The following is a 17,422-nucleotide window of genomic DNA, read 5'->3' on the forward strand; positions in this document are numbered from 1 at the left end:
TCGATATGCTTTCTGGTTACTTGGCAATGTTTATCACATTACTACTTTGGTCAGGTTTTTTTCTTTCGTTACGCAGTGGAGCGCATTCGGAATTAATGACTGGCGACATCGCTTTAACTCGCTTTATCATCCCTTGTTTGATCTTATTACCGATTGTATACAAGGCTCGAGCCAAAATTGCCGTGATTCCAAAACGTTACGTGCTAGGTATGTTTGTTGGTAGCGGTTTGCCTTATTTGATGGTAGCGGGGACAGGAATGCAATATGCGCCAGTTTCTGACGGCAGTGCTCTTGTTCCTGGCACTTTGCCTTTATTCGTTTCCGCCATCGCTGTACTATTGTTTAAGCAGCCGTTAAGTTCTCACCGAATCTTTGGTTTAGTCTTAGTCATCTCAGGCATAGCCACTTTTTTATCGCAGAGTTTTTCTAATATGAACGACGGCTTACTGCAAGGGCATTTACTGTTTTTACTTGGTAGTGTCATGTGGGCAACATTTACCATTTGTGCGCGAGTCTCTAACCTCGATCCACTCGCCGCTTCTGGGCTGGTATCATTACTTTCTAGCCTATCGTTAGTCTTACTGGTTTTAACTGGCGGTATTGATAGCTATCTAGTCACTCAACCTCTGTCGGTTTGGCCATGGCAAGAGTTATTTGGTCATATGATGCTACAAGGGATAGGCGCCGGGTTAATTGCTGCTTTTACCTATCTCCATGCTATCTCTGTGTTAGGAGCTGAACGAACGGCAGCATTTGGCGCCGCAACCCCCGCCATCGCGACTCTGCTTGCTATTCCAGTGCTGGCTGAGTCTCCATCGCACTTAGGTTGGATTGCATTAGGGTTAATCTGTTTGGGAAGTTTAATCTCGAGTAATGTTTTACTTAAGAAGGATACATCTTTGCACTATCGACCTCCGTCATTTAAAAATTAATCGACTTTGATGTTGGTTGGCGATACAGGTATAGTCCTGCCGGTCTTTGTTGATTTGGAACACCTGATTTGAAAACGCCTTGTATCGCAGCCTGCAAAAATAGTCATGGTATCTGCAGTGGTTGCCATCGCACCATGAATGAAATCGTTAACTGGCGTCATTTTTCTGATGCTGAGCGAGATACGGTCATCACTCATATTCAGCGACAGACGTCAACGCATCAATGCCCATCGTGCCATGCGCCAGCACAATGCGATATTAGCCAAGGTAAGGCTACTTGTTGGTGCTTTGAGCTAGAACAGCGTGACACATCAAGTCTGGTAGAGAATAGCGCCTGCTTGTGTCGACAGTGTTTAACCGAACTGCCTCTGGCATAAAAACTCACTACATTCTGCATGATTATTTTCATTACTTTATCTAATGGAAAGGTGAAATTTTTATCTTGTTTAAGATCACACTTTTTGATTGCGAGTTACTGTAACTCGCTCTAATATCTCGCGCCTAAATAGTTCCCTATTTGATTTAATTCATTAGCCTAGCTTTGCAAAGGCTATCTTTTTTACGCTTTGAATTTAGGTGTAGTAGACAATGTCAGCGTCGTCTCAAGTGATTAAACTCGTGTTCCTTATCGCTATTTTGACAGCAGTGGGGCAAATGACTCAAACCATGTATGTACCTTCAATTGGTTATATGGCGAACGAGTTTTTGGTCTCGCCTGCCGCTCTTCAAGCGGTAATGGCGTGTTATTTGATCCCTTATGGCTTCTCGCAATTTATCTACGGCCCAATGTCTGATCGCTTGGGTCGTAAGCCGATTATTATTGTTGGCTTGTTGATTTATATTGTCGGTTCTTTGCTAACTCTATTTGCCCACAGCTTTGAATGGTTTCTGGCAGGCAGTTTTGTTCAAGGGTTAGGAGTTGGTTGCGGTGGTGCGATGTCACGTACGTTAACTCGCGATTTGTTTGAAGGTGCAGAGCTACATAAAGTAAACGGCTTGATCAGCATGTGTGTTATTTTTTCACCACTGTTAGCTCCCGTATTAGGGGGGTTCTTAACCGAAAGCTTTGGCTGGCGTTCAAGTTATATGTTCTTGGCGCTATTTGCGATTGCAGTGGTGATTACGATGATGACTAGTTTTATCGAGACATTACCGCGTGAAAAACGCCGCTATGAGAAAGTCAGCCATAGTTATAAATTTGTGTTGTCTGATCGTCGCTTTCAAGGCTACTTAATCTGCCTAGTTGCGACCTTCTCAGGCATTGCTATCTTCGAAGCGGCAGCGGGCGTGTTGTTGGGGGGTGTACTTGAGCTACCTGCAACAACCGTTAGCCTATTATTTGTATTGCCGATCCCGGGCTACCTATTAGGTGCTGCGCTTTCAAGCTATATTGCGGCTAAATGCGATGAGAAGCGTGCGATGAGTGTTGGGCTTATAGCGACAATGGTTGGTGCAGTAATTGTCTTGCTCCCAGGTTTGATGGGTGAGACTACCGCACCCACATTAATTGGTGGCGCGACACTCTATTTCTTAGGTGGTGGAATTTTGTTTCCAGCCGCCACGACTGGCGCGCTATCACCCTTGCCTTATCACGCAGGCACTGGCGGTGCACTGTTGGGTGGTATGCAAAACTTAGGCGCCGGTTTAGCGACACTTGCAGCATCATTAATTCCGGCAACAAACCAGATGCCGCTAGGCGCATTAATGCTGATCATGTCATTCATCGCCCTACTCGGCTTACTGCGCGTATACCGCAAAAACGACCCGTCTAACGAGATGCCTTTGGCGATATAAGATGGAAGAAAGGAGCTCATCGAGCTCCTTTTTATTTTTGATTATTGAGTTTTACTACCATTTTTTCATCAAACGCCCAACAAGATTGGGGTGATAGGCCCAGCTATGATCAAATAGGCTCATTAACTCAGGATTGCCGTATTTCGATAGACTGATCGCATGAAAGCGGTTTTTGGCTTTTTTAAGCTCGGCGACTTTATCAACCATCTGCTGAGATTGCTTTGGCGCGATAAAGTCTGAAATGACCACCATATCGGCATTTTTATATTTACCACTACTCATCAACTCAACGGATTTAAGCAGCACTGGCTCTAAATCGGTTCCGCCATGGAAGCGATAGCTTAAAAAATCACTCGCCTCACGAAGACCATCTTGTCTTGTCAACTCATAGGTAATTTGCTCGCTAGAAAACAGGATCACATAACAATCTCGATCTTCTGCCAATGCAATTTGCATTAACGCATAAGCTATCGCCTTTGCACACTGTTCTGGAAAGCCACTCATCGAGCCTGATGCATCAACACATACGATGAACGGTCCTTTCTCAACATCAACTTGCTTATGATCTGGTTGCTGAGCGCGGATCTTTCTCAGCGTTCTCGACTTACCTTGCATGCGATAGTTCATTAAACGCTTATCGACTAAGTGTTTATAGAACACGACTTCTAACTCAGGATAAGCAAGGAATAAGGTTTCATTAGGCAGTAATTTGTTCAGATCATCGCTTTCATGAACGCCGACAATATCATCTGTCGCTTCATCTGACTTTTCTTCTACCATCTGCAACTGTTCAGCTGGCGCACGATTAAGCTCGGGATCATCCACCTGCCCTGCCATACGTCCAAGCTTTTCAGCGATCTCTTGTAGTCCCTTATTTTTCACCAAAAATTCTGCATGACGTTTCATCACCGTGAGATCGCTCTTACTCAATTTTGCCGATGCCATATCCCACAGTCTGCCTACACTCGCTTGGTCTCCTTCTTGCGTGACTTTATCCATGTTTTTCATGGTTTCCATCCGCTGATAGAGATCTTTAAGCACTTTTTCTTGGCTCGCTTTTAACTCGCTCAATTGAGCCTGACGCAAGGCATCCGACAAACTTTGGTACCATTGATCGCAAAAATAGTGTGGCAACATTGGGTTATTAATCCCTTTGTTCTGTTCGATTAAACGCCTCGCTTGAAGATAAAAAGCAGAGTGCCACTCAAGCTTTCTGATCACATCAGAAATACGCTCAAAAAACTCTGATTCATTCCAATAAATCACCTCTTGATATAAAGCTATCTCTTGTTGAAATCGTTCTGTCTCACACACTTTAGTAATGCGTTTTTTCACGCTACCGCGCCATTTGAGAAGGTGGCTTTTGACCGATGTCTTGACGCCCGGGTTTTCCGCCACCATCATCACTTGTGACCGAGCCATCAATTCATTCACTGCGCTATCAAGCATGCCAGAATCGGCGATTGCTAAGATTAGGTTTAGACCATCTGCTCCTAACATATCGATTCCTTACGCGAAGAACTGGTTAAGGTTTTTAAAGCGAAAGGCGGTATGCTCACACTCTGTTTTGGTCGATTCCAGAACCTGTTGCAGCTGCTGTAAACTTGCTTCCATAATCCGAGGCAGCTCTTGATCAATAAAGCTATGCGGTAGAGCGCCGTGGAAATTTGCACGCACTTTTCTCAGGTGATGTTCAGCCGTTTCTAGCTGGGCCATCGCTTGCTCACTTTTGCTAACCCACTGTTGGTAAAGTGAGTCATCAAGGCCGGCATTCGTCACTAACGACACTAAGACAGCGCGGTTAGCAATGTCTTTAATCACTAAGTTACTTTCAGCATCTAGCTCAAAGCGCAGTCGACACAAATTGCTATTTTGATTAACGTAACCGTACACATCACCTTGGCCATCTTTGATCACGCGCTCTAGATCATTTTTTGCGATATACACCCAGCGGCTATCACCTTTCTCAGATTCAGACACCGATAAATTGCTTTGCAACAGTACTAACTTAACTAAATCAAACGCGCTGCCGACTTTATAACTTTTAGCCTGTGAAATATCATAGCTGTGGATTTGTTTTTTAAGCAGCCCTGTAGTCGATTCCATCAATACCGTAATGCCAAATTGCAATTCCAATTCATCTTGAATATCGAGTAATTCTTCACGACACAATGTGATTTGTTGCTCGACATCTTGTTGATCGAAGGCGTGGTGTAACGCGAACTCTTTTACTACATTTCGCACCACGTCACGTGATTCAGGGTTGTTCCATAAGCAGTCTTGCAAAAGCAGTAAATCTAGGGGATTAATTGCGTCACGGCCATTAAAATAGGCGCTAGCTTTCAGTAGTTTGACTGCTTTTTTCCAACGGCGATCAGACACATACATATCGGTATTGCTGCCATCGATACCCGTTATCGACGTGGTTGCATTTTCAAGCAGGTCTTTTAGTTCAAAGAGCTTCTCAAATACCTCATCAGAGAGTTCGAGCTTATCGAGCTCCCCTTGCCACTGATGATATTCTCGATCGGTAATCGCCAGTCCTGGTGGAATCGTTGCTTCTTGCGACGTCCCGACAGTCAGCATCGATTTGAAATTTTGTTTGTTTTGGATACGATTAACGAATACACGGACCAACATTCGATCATAAAGCGCTTCTAGTCCACTGTCTTCATCTGGTAATTCATTCGATGCAGACACCAGTAGACGCATTGGAACGCGTTCAATATCGCTGCCATTTTTGAAGGTTTTTTCATTAACAACCGTAAGTAATGTGTTAAGAATCGCCGGGCCAGCTTTCCAGATTTCGTCTAAAAATACCACTTGTGCGGTTGGCAAATAACCTTCGGTCAAACGCAAGTAACGGCCGTTGTCTTTAAGTTCTTGAATACTGAGCGGACCAAAAACCTCTTCTGGTGTCGAGAAGCGTGTCATTAAGTATTCAAAATAGGAGGCGTTATCGAACGCTTGAATCAGCCTTTTTGCAATCAAGCTTTTTGCAATACCCGGAGGACCCAAAAGGAAAACACTTTCACCCGCAAGCGCGGCAAGTAGGCAGAGTTTTATCGTGTCCTCACGCTCATATACACCATCAGATAACGCTTCAGCAAGCTTATTAATTCGTTCAGAGAGTAACGCTTTTTGCGAGTAAGAGACTCGGCTAGTACTCATCATATATCCACTCTCCTAACATAAAGTATGCATCTATACACAAGCTTATACATTTGTTGACACTTTGTTACAAGTGTAATTTACAATTGCCCACCCTTTATAGCAGAAGTGTTTTCGCTGTTATCGAATGAAACCTTTGTTTGCAATTTTGAGGTATATATCACTAATGAATGTAATCATATGCAACAATAACGCTTATTTTGACTTTATCTCCCTTACACGAAAAGTTATGGTAAAGCTCGTCTAGCGTGAGGACTAAAATAACAACCATATGGAAAACAACATCACCACACTTCATCAATGGAAGCGTGTCGCACTTGTCGAAGAGTCGGTGGCTCTGCCCAATGGCAAAACCATCACTCACACAACCATCTCTCATCCTGGCGCTGCGGTTATTTTACCGATTAAGCACAATGGCGAGATTGTTGTGGTCAATCAATTCAGACCATCATTAAAAAAGTGGCTGATTGAACTGCCCGCGGGTACTCTCGAAGCGCAAGAGCCAATTGAATCGTGCGCGCTACGCGAATTAGAAGAAGAGACGGGTTACAGTGCGGAAAGCTTGATTCCAATGGGACAAGTGACGCCAATGGCAGGCTTTTGCGACGAGATACAATACCTCTTTGTTGCTAAAGGACTCCGTCGTACACAACGCTATTCATGCGATGACGATGAAGTACTCGAAGTACTATCCCTGACGATCGACACCTTAGAGCAAAAGATAATCTCTGGTGAGGTCACCGATGCCAAAACCATCGCCTGTTTGAGTAAAGCCAAGCTGTGCGGCTACATTTAGGAGAGTAAATACAATGGATTTTCGTTCAGATACTGTAACTAAACCAACCTCGGCAATGCGTCAGGCAATGGCGCAAGCCCCTGTTGGTGATGATGTTTATGGTGACGATCCCACGGTTAACGAGTTAGAGCAATGGACAGCAAAGCGTCACGGTTTTGAATCCGCCTTATTTACCACATCGGGAACGCAAGCTAACCTACTTGGTCTGATGGCGCATTGTGAGCGTGGTGACGAATATCTTTGTGGCCAGCAAGCTCACAACTACAAATACGAGGCAGGCGGCGCAGCTGTTTTGGGCTCAATCCAACCTCAACCGATCGAAAATAATCCTGACGGTAGTTTAGATTTCGCCAAACTTAAAGCTGCGATCAAACCCGATGATTGTCATTTTGCTCGCACTAAGCTCTTAAGCCTTGAAAACACCATCAATGGCAAAGTGCTTCCGCTTAGCTACTTGGCTGATGCGCGCGAATTTGTCGATACTCACGGTTTGTCTTTGCATTTAGATGGGGCACGCGTCTATAACGCCGCCGTCGCACTCGATGTGGATGTAAAAGATATCGCACAATATTTCGATTCGATGACGGTATGTTTATCGAAAGGGCTAAGTGCCCCTATTGGTTCACTACTGCTAGGTAGCCACGAATTTATTGCCAAAGCACGACGATTAAGAAAAATGGTTGGGGGCGGCATGCGCCAAGCCGGTATTCTGGCAGCGGCGGGCAAACTGGCCCTTACCGAGCAGGTTGAACAGCTTAAACTCGATCATCAAAACGCCAAACGCTTGGCTCTGGGTCTTAGTCAAATTGATGGGTTCAAGGTCAATCCCGACCTAGTGCAAACCAACATTGTCTTTGCCAAACTTGATGAACATATCGACATTAATCAAATCGCAGAGCAACTGGCAGAAGAAGGAATTACCATTTCTACGGGAAATCCGATTCGTTTTGTCACCCACAAAGATGTCAGCAGTAACGATATCGATACACTGTTAAGCAAACTTGCGGTGTACTGCAACACGTAAAAACACCAATTAGGAATAACAAGAGCTGACATCCATCAGCTCTTTTTTTTACGTTCTGTAAAGCACTTTGACCACATGCCAGCCAAACTTGGTTTTGACTAGGTGTGGTACTAAGGTTTCACCCGAGAAACAAACTTTGTCAAATTGAGGTACCATTTGACCGCGACGAAACTCGCCCAAATCGCCTCCGCGCTTACCAGATGGACAAGTAGAGTGCTTTTTCGCTAAAGCTTGAAACTTAGCGCCTTTTTTAAGCTGCTTGATGATGTCTTCAGCCTGCTCTTTATGTTTAACCAATATGTGCAGTGCCGCTGCTGTGTTCGCCATAATTCTTCTCAGTAAAACTTCTAACGACTCGAATTGTACCCGATTCATCGGCATTTGTTCACCCAAACCGTATGATGATTGCACTGTTTTGCCTTTGTTCCTAACCGTTGACAACAATTTTGATATGACTCCATTGATCATCGAACCAAATCCGTTACCATTTAACTAACTAAGCGGAAATATGAGCACCTCAATGGCTAAAACAGTAAGTAAGGCAAACCAATCTCAAGGCATGCTGATGTTTACTTTAACCAACAGTAAACAACTTTTTGCAATTGGTACATTAAAAGTACGAGAGATCGTACCCTATCAGCCTACAACGCAAATTCCGTATTCTCATCACCACGTGATTGGCACTGTAACGATCCGCAACAAAACCATTCCGGTGATCAATATGCCTGCAGCGATTGGCTTTCGTCCTATACAACCAGAGGAATACGGATCTTGTTATCTGATAGTCACCGATTGTTTGCGTACTATTGTGGCCTTTATGGTTCGTTCTATCGAAAAAATCATTAGTTGTGATTGGAAAACCATCGAGTCGACCCCTAAAACGGCGGGTAATGATGTGTTCGTTACTGGCATAACCCGCTATAATAATCAGATAGTTCAGATGCTTGATGTTGAGTTATTACTATCTAAAATTTATCCTCAATATGAGTCAACCAACATTCCAATGTTGACCGATATTGAGCGCGAGCGTCTCAAAGCGTTACGAATTCTCCTTGTTGATGATTCTTCCATCGCTCGTAAACAACTCGCGGATGCACTCGATAGTATCAACATTTCCTATCAAATTTGTAATAACGGTCTTGATGCCTTAACACTGATGCGCCAATGTGCCGCACAAGGACAAGCGATCGATTTATTGGTGAGTGATATTGAAATGCCAGGTCTAGATGGCTACGAATTGGCATTCGAAACACAAAATGAACGCGAATTGAGCAATAGTTACGTAATATTGCATACGTCATTATCAAGTGAAATTTGTGTCGAACGCGCTCAACAAGTCGGTGCTCATGAAGCACTAGAGAAATTTAACGCTGCCGACTTAATTCAAGCGATGTTGCGCGGTGCCAGTAAATTGGAGCAAGGCAATGTAAGACCCGAAGTTGTCACGGACGAAGGCTAAATAAAAGTCACGAATAAGTTTGCTCAACGAATTGACTGGTTCTACGCTTTAAATGTGCAATTGAACAAAGTCTAGGTAAAGTGATACAAGCAAATTAACTTTAAATCAAACATCTATGCGCAAAATCGGGTAATCTTAGCTCATAGTATGTCTCTTATAGAATGTTCATAGGAAATGACCGACGATTTTAAAAAGTCGACAGCGAATTTACGAAAAGCTGTCCCACTGATGATGAAAAATCATGTAGCGGCTACGCCAGCAAACTATGCCCTTTGGTACACATACGTTGATAATGCGATTCCCCAGTTAAACAGGGATCTAGATGACGTTATTGACAACTTCGGCATTTGTCCACCAGCGGCTAGTGAACAGTTGTATCAAAACTATGTTGCATGTCGCACTGAAACAGATATACGTGATCTACGAGCCAACATAGAGATATTAGTTAATGAAGTTTCCAACTCTATGGTAGATACCCTTTCTGATACCTCCCAATTTTCGCAACTGATTGACAAAAGTTTTGTTGATTTGGCTCGTGTTGAAAATGAAGCCATGTCTATGGAAGAGGTAATGAAGGTTATCCGCCAGTTAGTCTCGGAATCAACTGAAATTCGCCACTCTACGCGCTTTCTAAATAATCAGCTCGAAAACGCAACTAAAGAGATTAATCACCTCAAAACCCAATTGGCCGCTGTTCAACAAGACGCCTTATTTGATGCCCTAACGAGCTTATATAATCGGCGAGCCTTTGATAGCGACATCAACACACTATGCCGCGCAGAGCAAAAAATGTCGTTAGTACTGGCTGATATTGACCATTTTAAAGCCTTTAATGATACCTATGGTCACCTATTTGGTGATACGGTCATCAAAAGCATCGCTAGACGTCTGCAGCTAAGTTGTCGCGATGGCATTCATGCCTACCGTTTTGGTGGTGAAGAATTTGCTCTTATCGTCCCGAATAAATCTTTGCGTATTGCCAGACAATATGCTGAAACGTTACGGCGTTCAATAGAAAAGTTGTCGATCAAAGATCGCCGCACGTCGGAGCAAGTAGGAAATATCACGATCTCTTTAGGTATCGCTGAGTTTGAGCCTGGCGAGTCGGTAGAGTCTTTGATTGAACGCGCAGACAAACACCTTTATGAAGCAAAACAACTTGGCCGCAACCGAGTCATGCCGATTTAAGTTATCGTTCAAATAATAGAGCTCCAATACTATGATTGGAGCTCTATTATTTGGCTTAACCGTCACGTGTTATCGTTTCAATCAGATCTTTCTGAACTTGTTCCGCTTTATCATTAACAATTTGACAGGTTCCCGCCGCTTTATGGCCACCCCCACCATATTTCAACATCAACTCTCCGACATTGGTTTTAGAGCTGCGATCAAATATTGACTTTCCGGTAGCAAAAACCGTATTTTGTTTTTGAAAGCCCCACATTTTATGGATTGAGATATTGCACTGCGGATAGAGCGCATAAATCATAAACCGGTTACCCGCATAGATCACCTCTTCCCCCGTCAAGTCGAGAAATACGAGGTTGTCGTATACTGTGGCACAGCGCTGAACTTGCTGCTTAAACAAGTTTTCATGTTCACGATACAGATCAATACGCTCACGCACATCAGGTAAATCGAGTATTTGGTCGATCGAATGGTGTTTACAGTACTCGATAAGATCCATCATTAAGTTGTAGTTTGAAATACGAAACTCTCTGAATCGCCCTAATCCAGTGCGAGCATCCATTAAAAAGTTGAGTAGGTTCCACCCAGTTGAATCAAGCACTTCATCACGACTAAATTGCGCTGAATCCCCTTTGTCTACTGCTTTCATCATCTCTAACCATTGCGATGGAAAAGTGCTCTCTCCGCCATAATGATCCCACACCACACGAGCCGCAGAAGGTGCATCAGGATCGATAATGTGATTGGCACGCTTGCCTTGGTTTCGAATAACCTCTGACAAATGATGATCAAAGACAAGGTGCGCGTGTTCTACGTAAGGCAAGTTGGTTATGATGTCATTTGACGTAATATCTATCACACCATCTTGCATATCTTTAGGGTGTACAAATTTAATATCGTCAATAAGGTCTAGTTGCTTCAACAGTACAGCACACACTAAACCATCAAAGTCACTTCGGGTGACGAGTCGATGTTTTTGATCCGACATTGGCACTTCCTATGCTTGAGCTTGTTATTAATACGGCGATAAACCGAGTTAGCGAAAACGGTGAACAAAACGACAATGACAATATCGCTTTGACATATAACTCATTTAATTTTAGACAGCGCTAATATTTTAACCAGTTTAAGGCAAAGAAATTATTCGATTATTGCCCATTTCATATTCAACTGAGTAAAACAATCAACTAACAGGGCATGAAAAAATAGCAATTGAAGTCTTGGTATCAGTTCTCTGGGTCGATACGCCGATTAAGATCCGTTAAGTGCCAGTTAAGCTGCTTTAGATATGTCACACAAACCTGAGTGTCTACCTCTGCGGTCGTATTTTCAACGGCCTGTTCGATCTGTGTCAGTGACTGTTGTATCTGTTTATCGAAGCTCAATATTTTTAGACGTTTTAACGCCTGACGAGCAATCTGATATGGCTGGGCTCTGACCTCGGTCAACGGACGTTTAAATACACATGCAACGACGCCCTCTAAATAGACCCGGTACGTTGTCAGCTTGTCAAGCAATAAAAACCCGTGCGCTCTTGCGCCATCATGAGGATAAGGCACCGCAAAGTGCTGCGATAGTTGATTCGTTATCGAGATATTGAACCCTAACGTATGATATTGATGCCGCATCGCATTCAACAACCCTTGCTCGGGCATTAGCCTTTCTACTTGGACAATACGCTGAAGGTGATAATCGTTTGAGAGCAAAGTGAGCGTGAGTGTTTGCTGGTGCAGTGAAGTAAGACTTTGGTTTAGTTTACTCGCGGCATTGGCAAGATTCTCGATGGTATTTTGCGATTGATCCTCAAGGAGAATGCGATATGACTCAATGACGCTCAACGGCAGTAACTGCTGTAAATAATTTCGCATCGCCATCGCTTCAGAGACTAGTTGCCCTTGCGTGACTCCCCCACAAAAAATAATGGCTGTCGTCTTGCTATCAAGTGACATCATCTGCTTAGCGAGCGCCTCAACCCGAGAGCGACCTTCAACAGTCAACTGGTCTGAGACTAATCGTTTGCCGAGCACCAATACTACACTATTTATATTCATTAATTATCCATGTCTCAATTATTCCTACTGAGTAACGGAGAAACTGTACAAGCATCGACTTTACCGTTAGCTTAAGCTCGGTTAACATTTTGTTAAATGCAGCGATTCATTACCCGTGACGCTGCGATCCCCTACAAGAGCCTCAACCAAAGGCCACGACAACAGGAAGTAAGTTTATGCTGTCAATATTTGATATTTTCAAAGTGGGCGTTGGGCCTTCAAGTTCACATACTAATGGCCCAATGATCGCTGGCTACCATTTTACACGCTTGCTATCGCCAACGCTGCAACAAGTCCACCGAGTTCAAGTCGATTTGTATGGTTCGTTGTCACTAACTGGACGAGGCCACCATACCGACCGCGCTGTGATCCTCGGTTTACTTGGTAATACACCCGATACAATCAAAATGTCGAGTGCCAAGCAAGCCCTTGCAACAGCCATCGATGAACAACAACTTGTTTTAGCCGGTGAACATCACATCGGCTTTGATTATGACGCTGATATCTTGTTCCATAACGACAATTTGCCACTGCACGAAAATGGTATGACGATCACCGCCTACGACGGCACCGGTGAGCAGCTTTGCTTTGAAACTTACTACTCCATTGGTGGTGGGTTTATTGCTACTGCTAAAGAGTTGACTGAAGGCACTGGCATCTCGCCTGTCGAGGTGCCTTACCCATTTACCAATGCAGAACAAATGCTTGAAATGGCAGAGCTACATGGCTTTAGTCTTGGTGGCATGATATTGCGCAACGAACAGCAGTTTCATGATGATGAAACGATCACGCGAAAAACAGAGCAAATTTGGAAAGTAATGTCACTTTGTATGCAACGCGGATTTGACACAGAGGGCATACTTGAAGGCGGACTCAATGTGACTCGCCGTGCACCAAATCTGCTCAAAAAGCTCGAAGCCAACGCCGCCGTTGAAAACGATCCGATGGAAATTTTAGACTGGATTAATTTGTTTGCTTTTGCCGTGAGCGAAGAGAACGCCGCTGGTGGTCAAGTTGTCACATCGCCAACCAATGGAGCCGCTGGTGTTATTCCGGCGGTTCTTATGTACTACCATCGATTTATCAAAGAGTTAGATAACAAGCAGTTGAAAGACTTTTTGGCAGTGGCAGGAGCCATTGGAATTTTGTACAAAACCAACGCTTCTATTTCTGGCGCTGAAGTAGGCTGCCAGGGCGAAATAGGCGTCTCATCTTCAATGGCCGCCGCTGGGCTGACCGCGCTTCGTGGTGGCAGTAATGAACAGATCTGTATCGCTGCTGAAATCGCAATGGAGCACTCGCTTGGCATGACTTGCGATCCCATCGGAGGTCTAGTTCAAGTACCATGCATTGAGCGTAACGCGATGGGCGCAATGAAGGCCATCAACGCTTCAAGAATGGCGTTAAAACGTACCAGTAAGTGTTTAATCTCGTTAGATAAGGTGATTGAAACCATGTATCAAACGGGTAAAGACATGAATAAAAAATACCGTGAGACTTCGCTTGGCGGGCTTGCCGTGATCCATATGGCACCACCTTGTGAATAACAACAAAGGCGGAGCTGACTGCTACGCCTTTCAATTTTTGCTTCAATTAGACCTTATCGGCGATTGCGAGTGTCGCAGTCAGCACATCCTGACCAAACTTAACACTACGCTCAGGTGACCAACCATAAAGCGGATCCGGGTACTCATTGTTGTCTTTGAACGGCATTTCGACAGTGTAAGATAGGCATTTAAACTGCTCACCCACCCAGTTAGAACCGACAGTCAAATTGGCTTTACCCGGTTCGTCTTTGTCGTAGCCATGATGATCTTGAAATTCTGGGGTGGCAATTGAAAGCGCCTGTTTAAACGCATTTTCCAAGCTTGCTAAACGTTCATTGTATGATGGAATACCTTCAGAGCCTGCGACAAAGTTGTATGGAATCGCCTCATCACCGTGAATATCTAAAAACATATCTACGCCCGTTTCAAGCATACGTTGACGGACCAAGAACACTTCAGGGCTTTTCTCCATTGAAGGGGTTTGCCACTCACGGTTAAGGTTGACTCCCTGCGCGTTGCAACGTAAATGGCCTCGAATTGCCCCATCCGGGTTCATATTCGGCACAACGTAAAGTACCGCTTTTTCAAGCAACGCACGTGCACTGGTGTCGTCGTGATCAAGCAGGCGCTGGATAAAACCTTCCATGAACCACTCGGCCATACTTTCGCCTGGGTGTTGACGGGCGATTATCCAGATTTTTTTCTTCCCTTGTTCCTGCTCGCCAAAGGTAAGCAACGACATATCGTTGCCATCAAGAGTATGACCTAAGGTTTCGAGTTGACAGTGATGAGCACTTTGAGCCAAATGCAACAAGTCCAAATGACGATCGTAAGTATAAGGTGCGAAGTAAGCGAAATAGATAGAGCTACGCTCCGGGATCGCGGTAAAAGTGAGCGTATCGCCATCAAACTCAGCCGGAATTCGGAACCACTCTTCTCTGTCATATGAAGCGACGACATCATAGCCTTTCCATCCATCAGGATAAGCAGAACTTTTAAGATCAAGCAGTGAAATGGTATGTGCTTGCTCTGCTTGCGTCTCTAACCGAAAGTGGAACCATTGATAAAACTCGGACTGGTTATCATTAGGAATTTTTAACTGGATGTTGTCTTTATCTTTAATACTAACAACCTCAATGTTGCCGCTATCAAAGTTACTGAATATCTTCATGTCGTTACACTCCTTATACATAATTAATCGCGATGCTCGAGGCTATCATAAAGCTAGGACTAAGACGTAGCGTATTTTCTTCTATTGGCCCACTGTTCGCTATCGTTGGCGGTCGTTATGGTTGCGATTACACTGGTTTCATCTTTGATCATGAGTAAAATACTTGAAGCAGCAAGCACCGGTGAACCACCCGTTGACTTGGTTGCAACGATAAATGATTGAGTCAGCAATGCTTAGTTCAATGATTTAACGCAGGCTATTAGCTATACTTATCCGAAATTACGTCACATACAACAAGTCGATTGGAACCTTATGCCAAAAGAATATCTTTTAACTCGTGCAACGAGCTAACGGTGTAATTTGGCGAGATATTTGAATCTTGCTCGACGCCCTGATGATTAAGCCAACACGTCTCAATGCCAAAGTTAATGCCACCGAGAATATCGGAATGTTGATTATCACCAACCATTAACACTTTGCTTTTACACGGTGTGCCCATCTTCTCTAATGCATGATTGAATATCGCTTGATCAGGTTTGGCAACCCCCACCTGCTCAGAAATAATGACGTGTTCAAAATAATGCGCTATTTCTGTTCGTTCTAAACGAATCGCCTGAAGCTCGGTAAAGCCATTGGTAATGATCCCCATTTTCGCTCGACCATGAACCGCGTCCATCAACTCCCTCGCGCCAGGCAGTAAAGTACAAATGTCTGCCATCGCTTCTAAAAATGCACTATTAAGCTCGGCTGTCGTCGTCTGAAGCTTTTCAGCCCATTCGATAAAACGGTTGTGTTTAAGCTGAGCAGCGGTAATTTTCCCATCCTGATAGTCAACCCACAAAGGCTTATTAATGGTTTGGTAGTCAGCAAAGTCTTGTTGGGTGAATTCAACGCCTTTGCGTGAAAACATCAACTGCATCCCTTTAAAAGCATCAAAATGAAACAGGGTTTCGTCAGCGTCAAACAAGATCCAATCGTACTTCATTTATCTTCTCCTCATTTTTATCGCTTTATTGTAGATTGTTTTCAATTTAATGATAATCTTTAAAAATTGAATTAATTGTTTACTAATAATCAACAATGCACGCATTCTCGTCGATCCCTATATTTATCTCTGTGGTTGAAAATGGCAGTTTTTCTAGTGCAGCCCAAAGTTTAAACATCACCAAATCGGCGGTGAGTAAACGTATCACTCAGTTAGAAGATGAACTGGGTATACGTCTTCTTAATCGCACCACCAGAAAACTCAGCTTAACCGAAGCAGGACAGCGATATTACCAATACGTCATTCAGGCCTATAGTCTTGCACAACAAGGTATCGATGCGGTTACCGAGCTGCAAGGACAGCCCCGTGGCCGCCTAAAATTAACCGCCCCGATGTCTTTTGGTGTATTGCATATTGCACCATTAATCGCAGAGTTTATGACTTTGTATCCAGAGGTCGATATTGATCTTCAATTGGAAGATAAAATGGTCGATTTAGTCCAGCAAGGGTTTGATTTAGGAATCCGCATTGGTCATCTCCCTTTGTCTAACTTGGTCGCCAAGCGACTCGCGCCGTGTAAAAGTGTCCTGTGCGCCTCACCTGACTACCTTAAACACCAAGGCACACCAATGCGGCCTAGTGAGCTATCACTGCACAACTGCTTACAGTATAGCTATTACCGTGGTGGCAATGAATGGCGACTTAGTACCACCAATCATCAATACAGTGTCATTCCTAAGGGACGTTTAATGGTCAACAATAGTGAAGCCATTCGGCGCGCCGTACTCGCTGGTAGCGGCATAGGCAACTTACCAACCTTTATCGTTGGTAAAGACATTATAGCGGGGGCGATTGACGTCGTTCTACCTAACTACCAACTGCCTGAGCACGCAGTCTATGCGGTATTTCCTGAACGTAAGCATATGCCCTTGAAGGTGCGGGCTTTTATTGATTTCATCAGCGACAAACTAGGCTCTGATGAACCTTACTGGGATCAATGGATGTGATGCTATACTCAAAATTCAAGTCTTAATTCTATTAGTCGCTGAATTTAATGACTTAAAACAACTCGCCGAGCCAAAGTGCAATCGACAATAGCGGTACGGATTCAATTCTTAGTCGAGAACAATATGAAACGCTTTTTCCCCTCAAGCATTATGCTGACCCCTTTCTTAGTAAAAAACTACTCCGAAGATCTCGCTGATCTCGAGGCACAAGAGTTTGAACAAACTGATTCAGGCCATGACCAAGACGAAACTGAAGAATGAGAGCCTCATCAGATCGTTGATTAAAAAAATTTGCTA

18 protein-coding genes are annotated in these 17,422 nt (G+C 43.9%); 10 read left to right on the plus strand and 8 right to left on the minus strand.

Going from position 1 to position 17,422, the window contains the following annotated elements; genetic code table 11:
- Positions 1-5 precede the first annotated feature (5 nt).
- The 3 genes from CDZ87_RS05835 to emrD all read left to right on the plus strand — a co-directional run bounded on the left by CDZ87_RS05835 (position 6) and on the right by emrD (position 2,726).
- Positions 6-932, plus strand: coding sequence for a DMT family transporter (locus CDZ87_RS05835; protein WP_216639376.1), 927 nt, complete (start codon positions 6-8; stop codon positions 930-932).
- Between the two features lie 68 nt (positions 933-1,000).
- Complete coding sequence (locus tag CDZ87_RS05840) at positions 1,001-1,309, plus strand: cysteine-rich CWC family protein (RefSeq protein WP_100752606.1); 309 nt, start codon at positions 1,001-1,003, stop codon at positions 1,307-1,309.
- Between the two features lie 211 nt (positions 1,310-1,520).
- Positions 1,521-2,726, plus strand: a complete 1,206-nt coding sequence (emrD, locus tag CDZ87_RS05845) for a multidrug efflux MFS transporter EmrD (protein WP_100752607.1) — start codon at positions 1,521-1,523, stop codon at positions 2,724-2,726.
- A 54-nt stretch (positions 2,727-2,780) separates the two neighbouring features.
- Here the strand turns inward: emrD and viaA are convergent, their stop codons facing one another.
- Both viaA and CDZ87_RS05855 read right to left on the minus strand, forming a co-directional pair.
- The gene (gene viaA, locus CDZ87_RS05850) at positions 2,781-4,226 is read right to left on the minus strand and encodes an ATPase RavA stimulator ViaA (protein ID WP_100752608.1); all 1,446 of its coding nucleotides are present in this window, start codon (positions 4,224-4,226) and stop codon (positions 2,781-2,783) included.
- Positions 4,227-4,235: 9 nt separating this feature from the next.
- A complete protein-coding gene (locus CDZ87_RS05855; RefSeq protein WP_100752609.1) occupies positions 4,236-5,900 on the minus strand; it encodes an ATPase RavA domain-containing protein in 1,665 nt (554 codons plus the stop codon).
- A 268-nt stretch (positions 5,901-6,168) separates the two neighbouring features.
- Between CDZ87_RS05855 and CDZ87_RS05860 the strand changes: the two genes are divergently transcribed.
- Together CDZ87_RS05860 and ltaE are read left to right on the plus strand one after the other, a co-directional pair.
- A complete protein-coding gene (locus CDZ87_RS05860) occupies positions 6,169-6,693 on the plus strand; it encodes an NUDIX hydrolase (protein ID WP_100752610.1) in 525 nt (174 codons plus the stop codon).
- Positions 6,694-6,706: 13 nt separating this feature from the next.
- Positions 6,707-7,717 carry a low-specificity L-threonine aldolase gene (gene ltaE / locus CDZ87_RS05865; protein WP_100752611.1) on the plus strand — a complete coding sequence of 337 codons (1,011 nt, stop codon included), beginning with the start codon at positions 6,707-6,709 and terminating at the stop codon, positions 7,715-7,717.
- 48 nt (positions 7,718-7,765) lie between these two features.
- Here ltaE and ppiC read toward each other — a convergent pair whose 3' ends face one another.
- Entirely contained in the window at positions 7,766-8,044 is a 279-nt protein-coding gene (ppiC, locus tag CDZ87_RS05870; RefSeq protein ID WP_100752748.1) for a peptidylprolyl isomerase PpiC, read from the minus strand.
- 193 nt (positions 8,045-8,237) lie between these two features.
- On the opposite strand from ppiC, the gene CDZ87_RS05875 reads away from it, so the two are divergent.
- Both CDZ87_RS05875 and CDZ87_RS05880 read left to right on the plus strand, forming a co-directional pair.
- The gene (locus CDZ87_RS05875) at positions 8,238-9,176 is read left to right on the plus strand and encodes a chemotaxis protein (protein ID WP_100752612.1); all 939 of its coding nucleotides are present in this window, start codon (positions 8,238-8,240) and stop codon (positions 9,174-9,176) included.
- 174 nt (positions 9,177-9,350) lie between these two features.
- The gene (locus CDZ87_RS05880) at positions 9,351-10,364 is read left to right on the plus strand and encodes a GGDEF domain-containing protein (protein ID WP_100752613.1); all 1,014 of its coding nucleotides are present in this window, start codon (positions 9,351-9,353) and stop codon (positions 10,362-10,364) included.
- A gap of 55 nt (positions 10,365-10,419) precedes the next feature.
- Here CDZ87_RS05880 and CDZ87_RS05885 read toward each other — a convergent pair whose 3' ends face one another.
- Both CDZ87_RS05885 and CDZ87_RS05890 read right to left on the minus strand, forming a co-directional pair.
- Complete coding sequence (locus CDZ87_RS05885; RefSeq protein WP_100752614.1) at positions 10,420-11,352, minus strand: exopolyphosphatase; 933 nt, start codon at positions 11,350-11,352, stop codon at positions 10,420-10,422.
- A 238-nt stretch (positions 11,353-11,590) separates the two neighbouring features.
- Positions 11,591-12,415, minus strand: a complete 825-nt coding sequence (locus CDZ87_RS05890; RefSeq protein WP_100752615.1) for a YdcF family protein — start codon at positions 12,413-12,415, stop codon at positions 11,591-11,593.
- Positions 12,416-12,591: 176 nt separating this feature from the next.
- Here CDZ87_RS05890 and CDZ87_RS05895 point away from each other — a divergent pair, with 176 nt between their 5' ends.
- Positions 12,592-13,962 carry an L-serine ammonia-lyase gene (locus tag CDZ87_RS05895; RefSeq protein WP_100752616.1) on the plus strand — a complete coding sequence of 457 codons (1,371 nt, stop codon included), beginning with the start codon at positions 12,592-12,594 and terminating at the stop codon, positions 13,960-13,962.
- Between the two features lie 46 nt (positions 13,963-14,008).
- Here CDZ87_RS05895 and CDZ87_RS05900 read toward each other — a convergent pair whose 3' ends face one another.
- The 3 genes from CDZ87_RS05900 to yjjG all read right to left on the minus strand — a co-directional run bounded on the left by CDZ87_RS05900 (position 14,009) and on the right by yjjG (position 16,118).
- Entirely contained in the window at positions 14,009-15,133 is a 1,125-nt protein-coding gene (locus CDZ87_RS05900; RefSeq protein ID WP_100752617.1) for a M14 family metallopeptidase, read from the minus strand.
- 59 nt (positions 15,134-15,192) lie between these two features.
- Positions 15,193-15,363 (minus strand): hypothetical protein, encoded by a 171-nt coding sequence (locus CDZ87_RS16995; protein WP_157806449.1) that lies wholly within the window; start codon positions 15,361-15,363, stop codon positions 15,193-15,195.
- 80 nt (positions 15,364-15,443) lie between these two features.
- Complete coding sequence (yjjG, locus tag CDZ87_RS05905) at positions 15,444-16,118, minus strand: pyrimidine 5'-nucleotidase (RefSeq protein ID WP_100752618.1); 675 nt, start codon at positions 16,116-16,118, stop codon at positions 15,444-15,446.
- A gap of 95 nt (positions 16,119-16,213) precedes the next feature.
- On the opposite strand from yjjG, the gene CDZ87_RS05910 reads away from it, so the two are divergent.
- Together CDZ87_RS05910 and CDZ87_RS17000 are read left to right on the plus strand one after the other, a co-directional pair.
- Complete coding sequence (locus CDZ87_RS05910; protein ID WP_100752619.1) at positions 16,214-17,125, plus strand: LysR family transcriptional regulator; 912 nt, start codon at positions 16,214-16,216, stop codon at positions 17,123-17,125.
- Positions 17,126-17,200: 75 nt separating this feature from the next.
- Positions 17,201-17,386, plus strand: a complete 186-nt coding sequence (locus CDZ87_RS17000; RefSeq protein ID WP_157806450.1) for a hypothetical protein — start codon at positions 17,201-17,203, stop codon at positions 17,384-17,386.
- Positions 17,387-17,422 lie beyond the last annotated feature (36 nt).

The sequence above is a fragment of the Vibrio salilacus genome, from assembly GCF_002811245.1.
GTDB classification, from domain to species: Bacteria; Pseudomonadota; Gammaproteobacteria; order Enterobacterales; family Vibrionaceae; genus Vibrio; species Vibrio salilacus.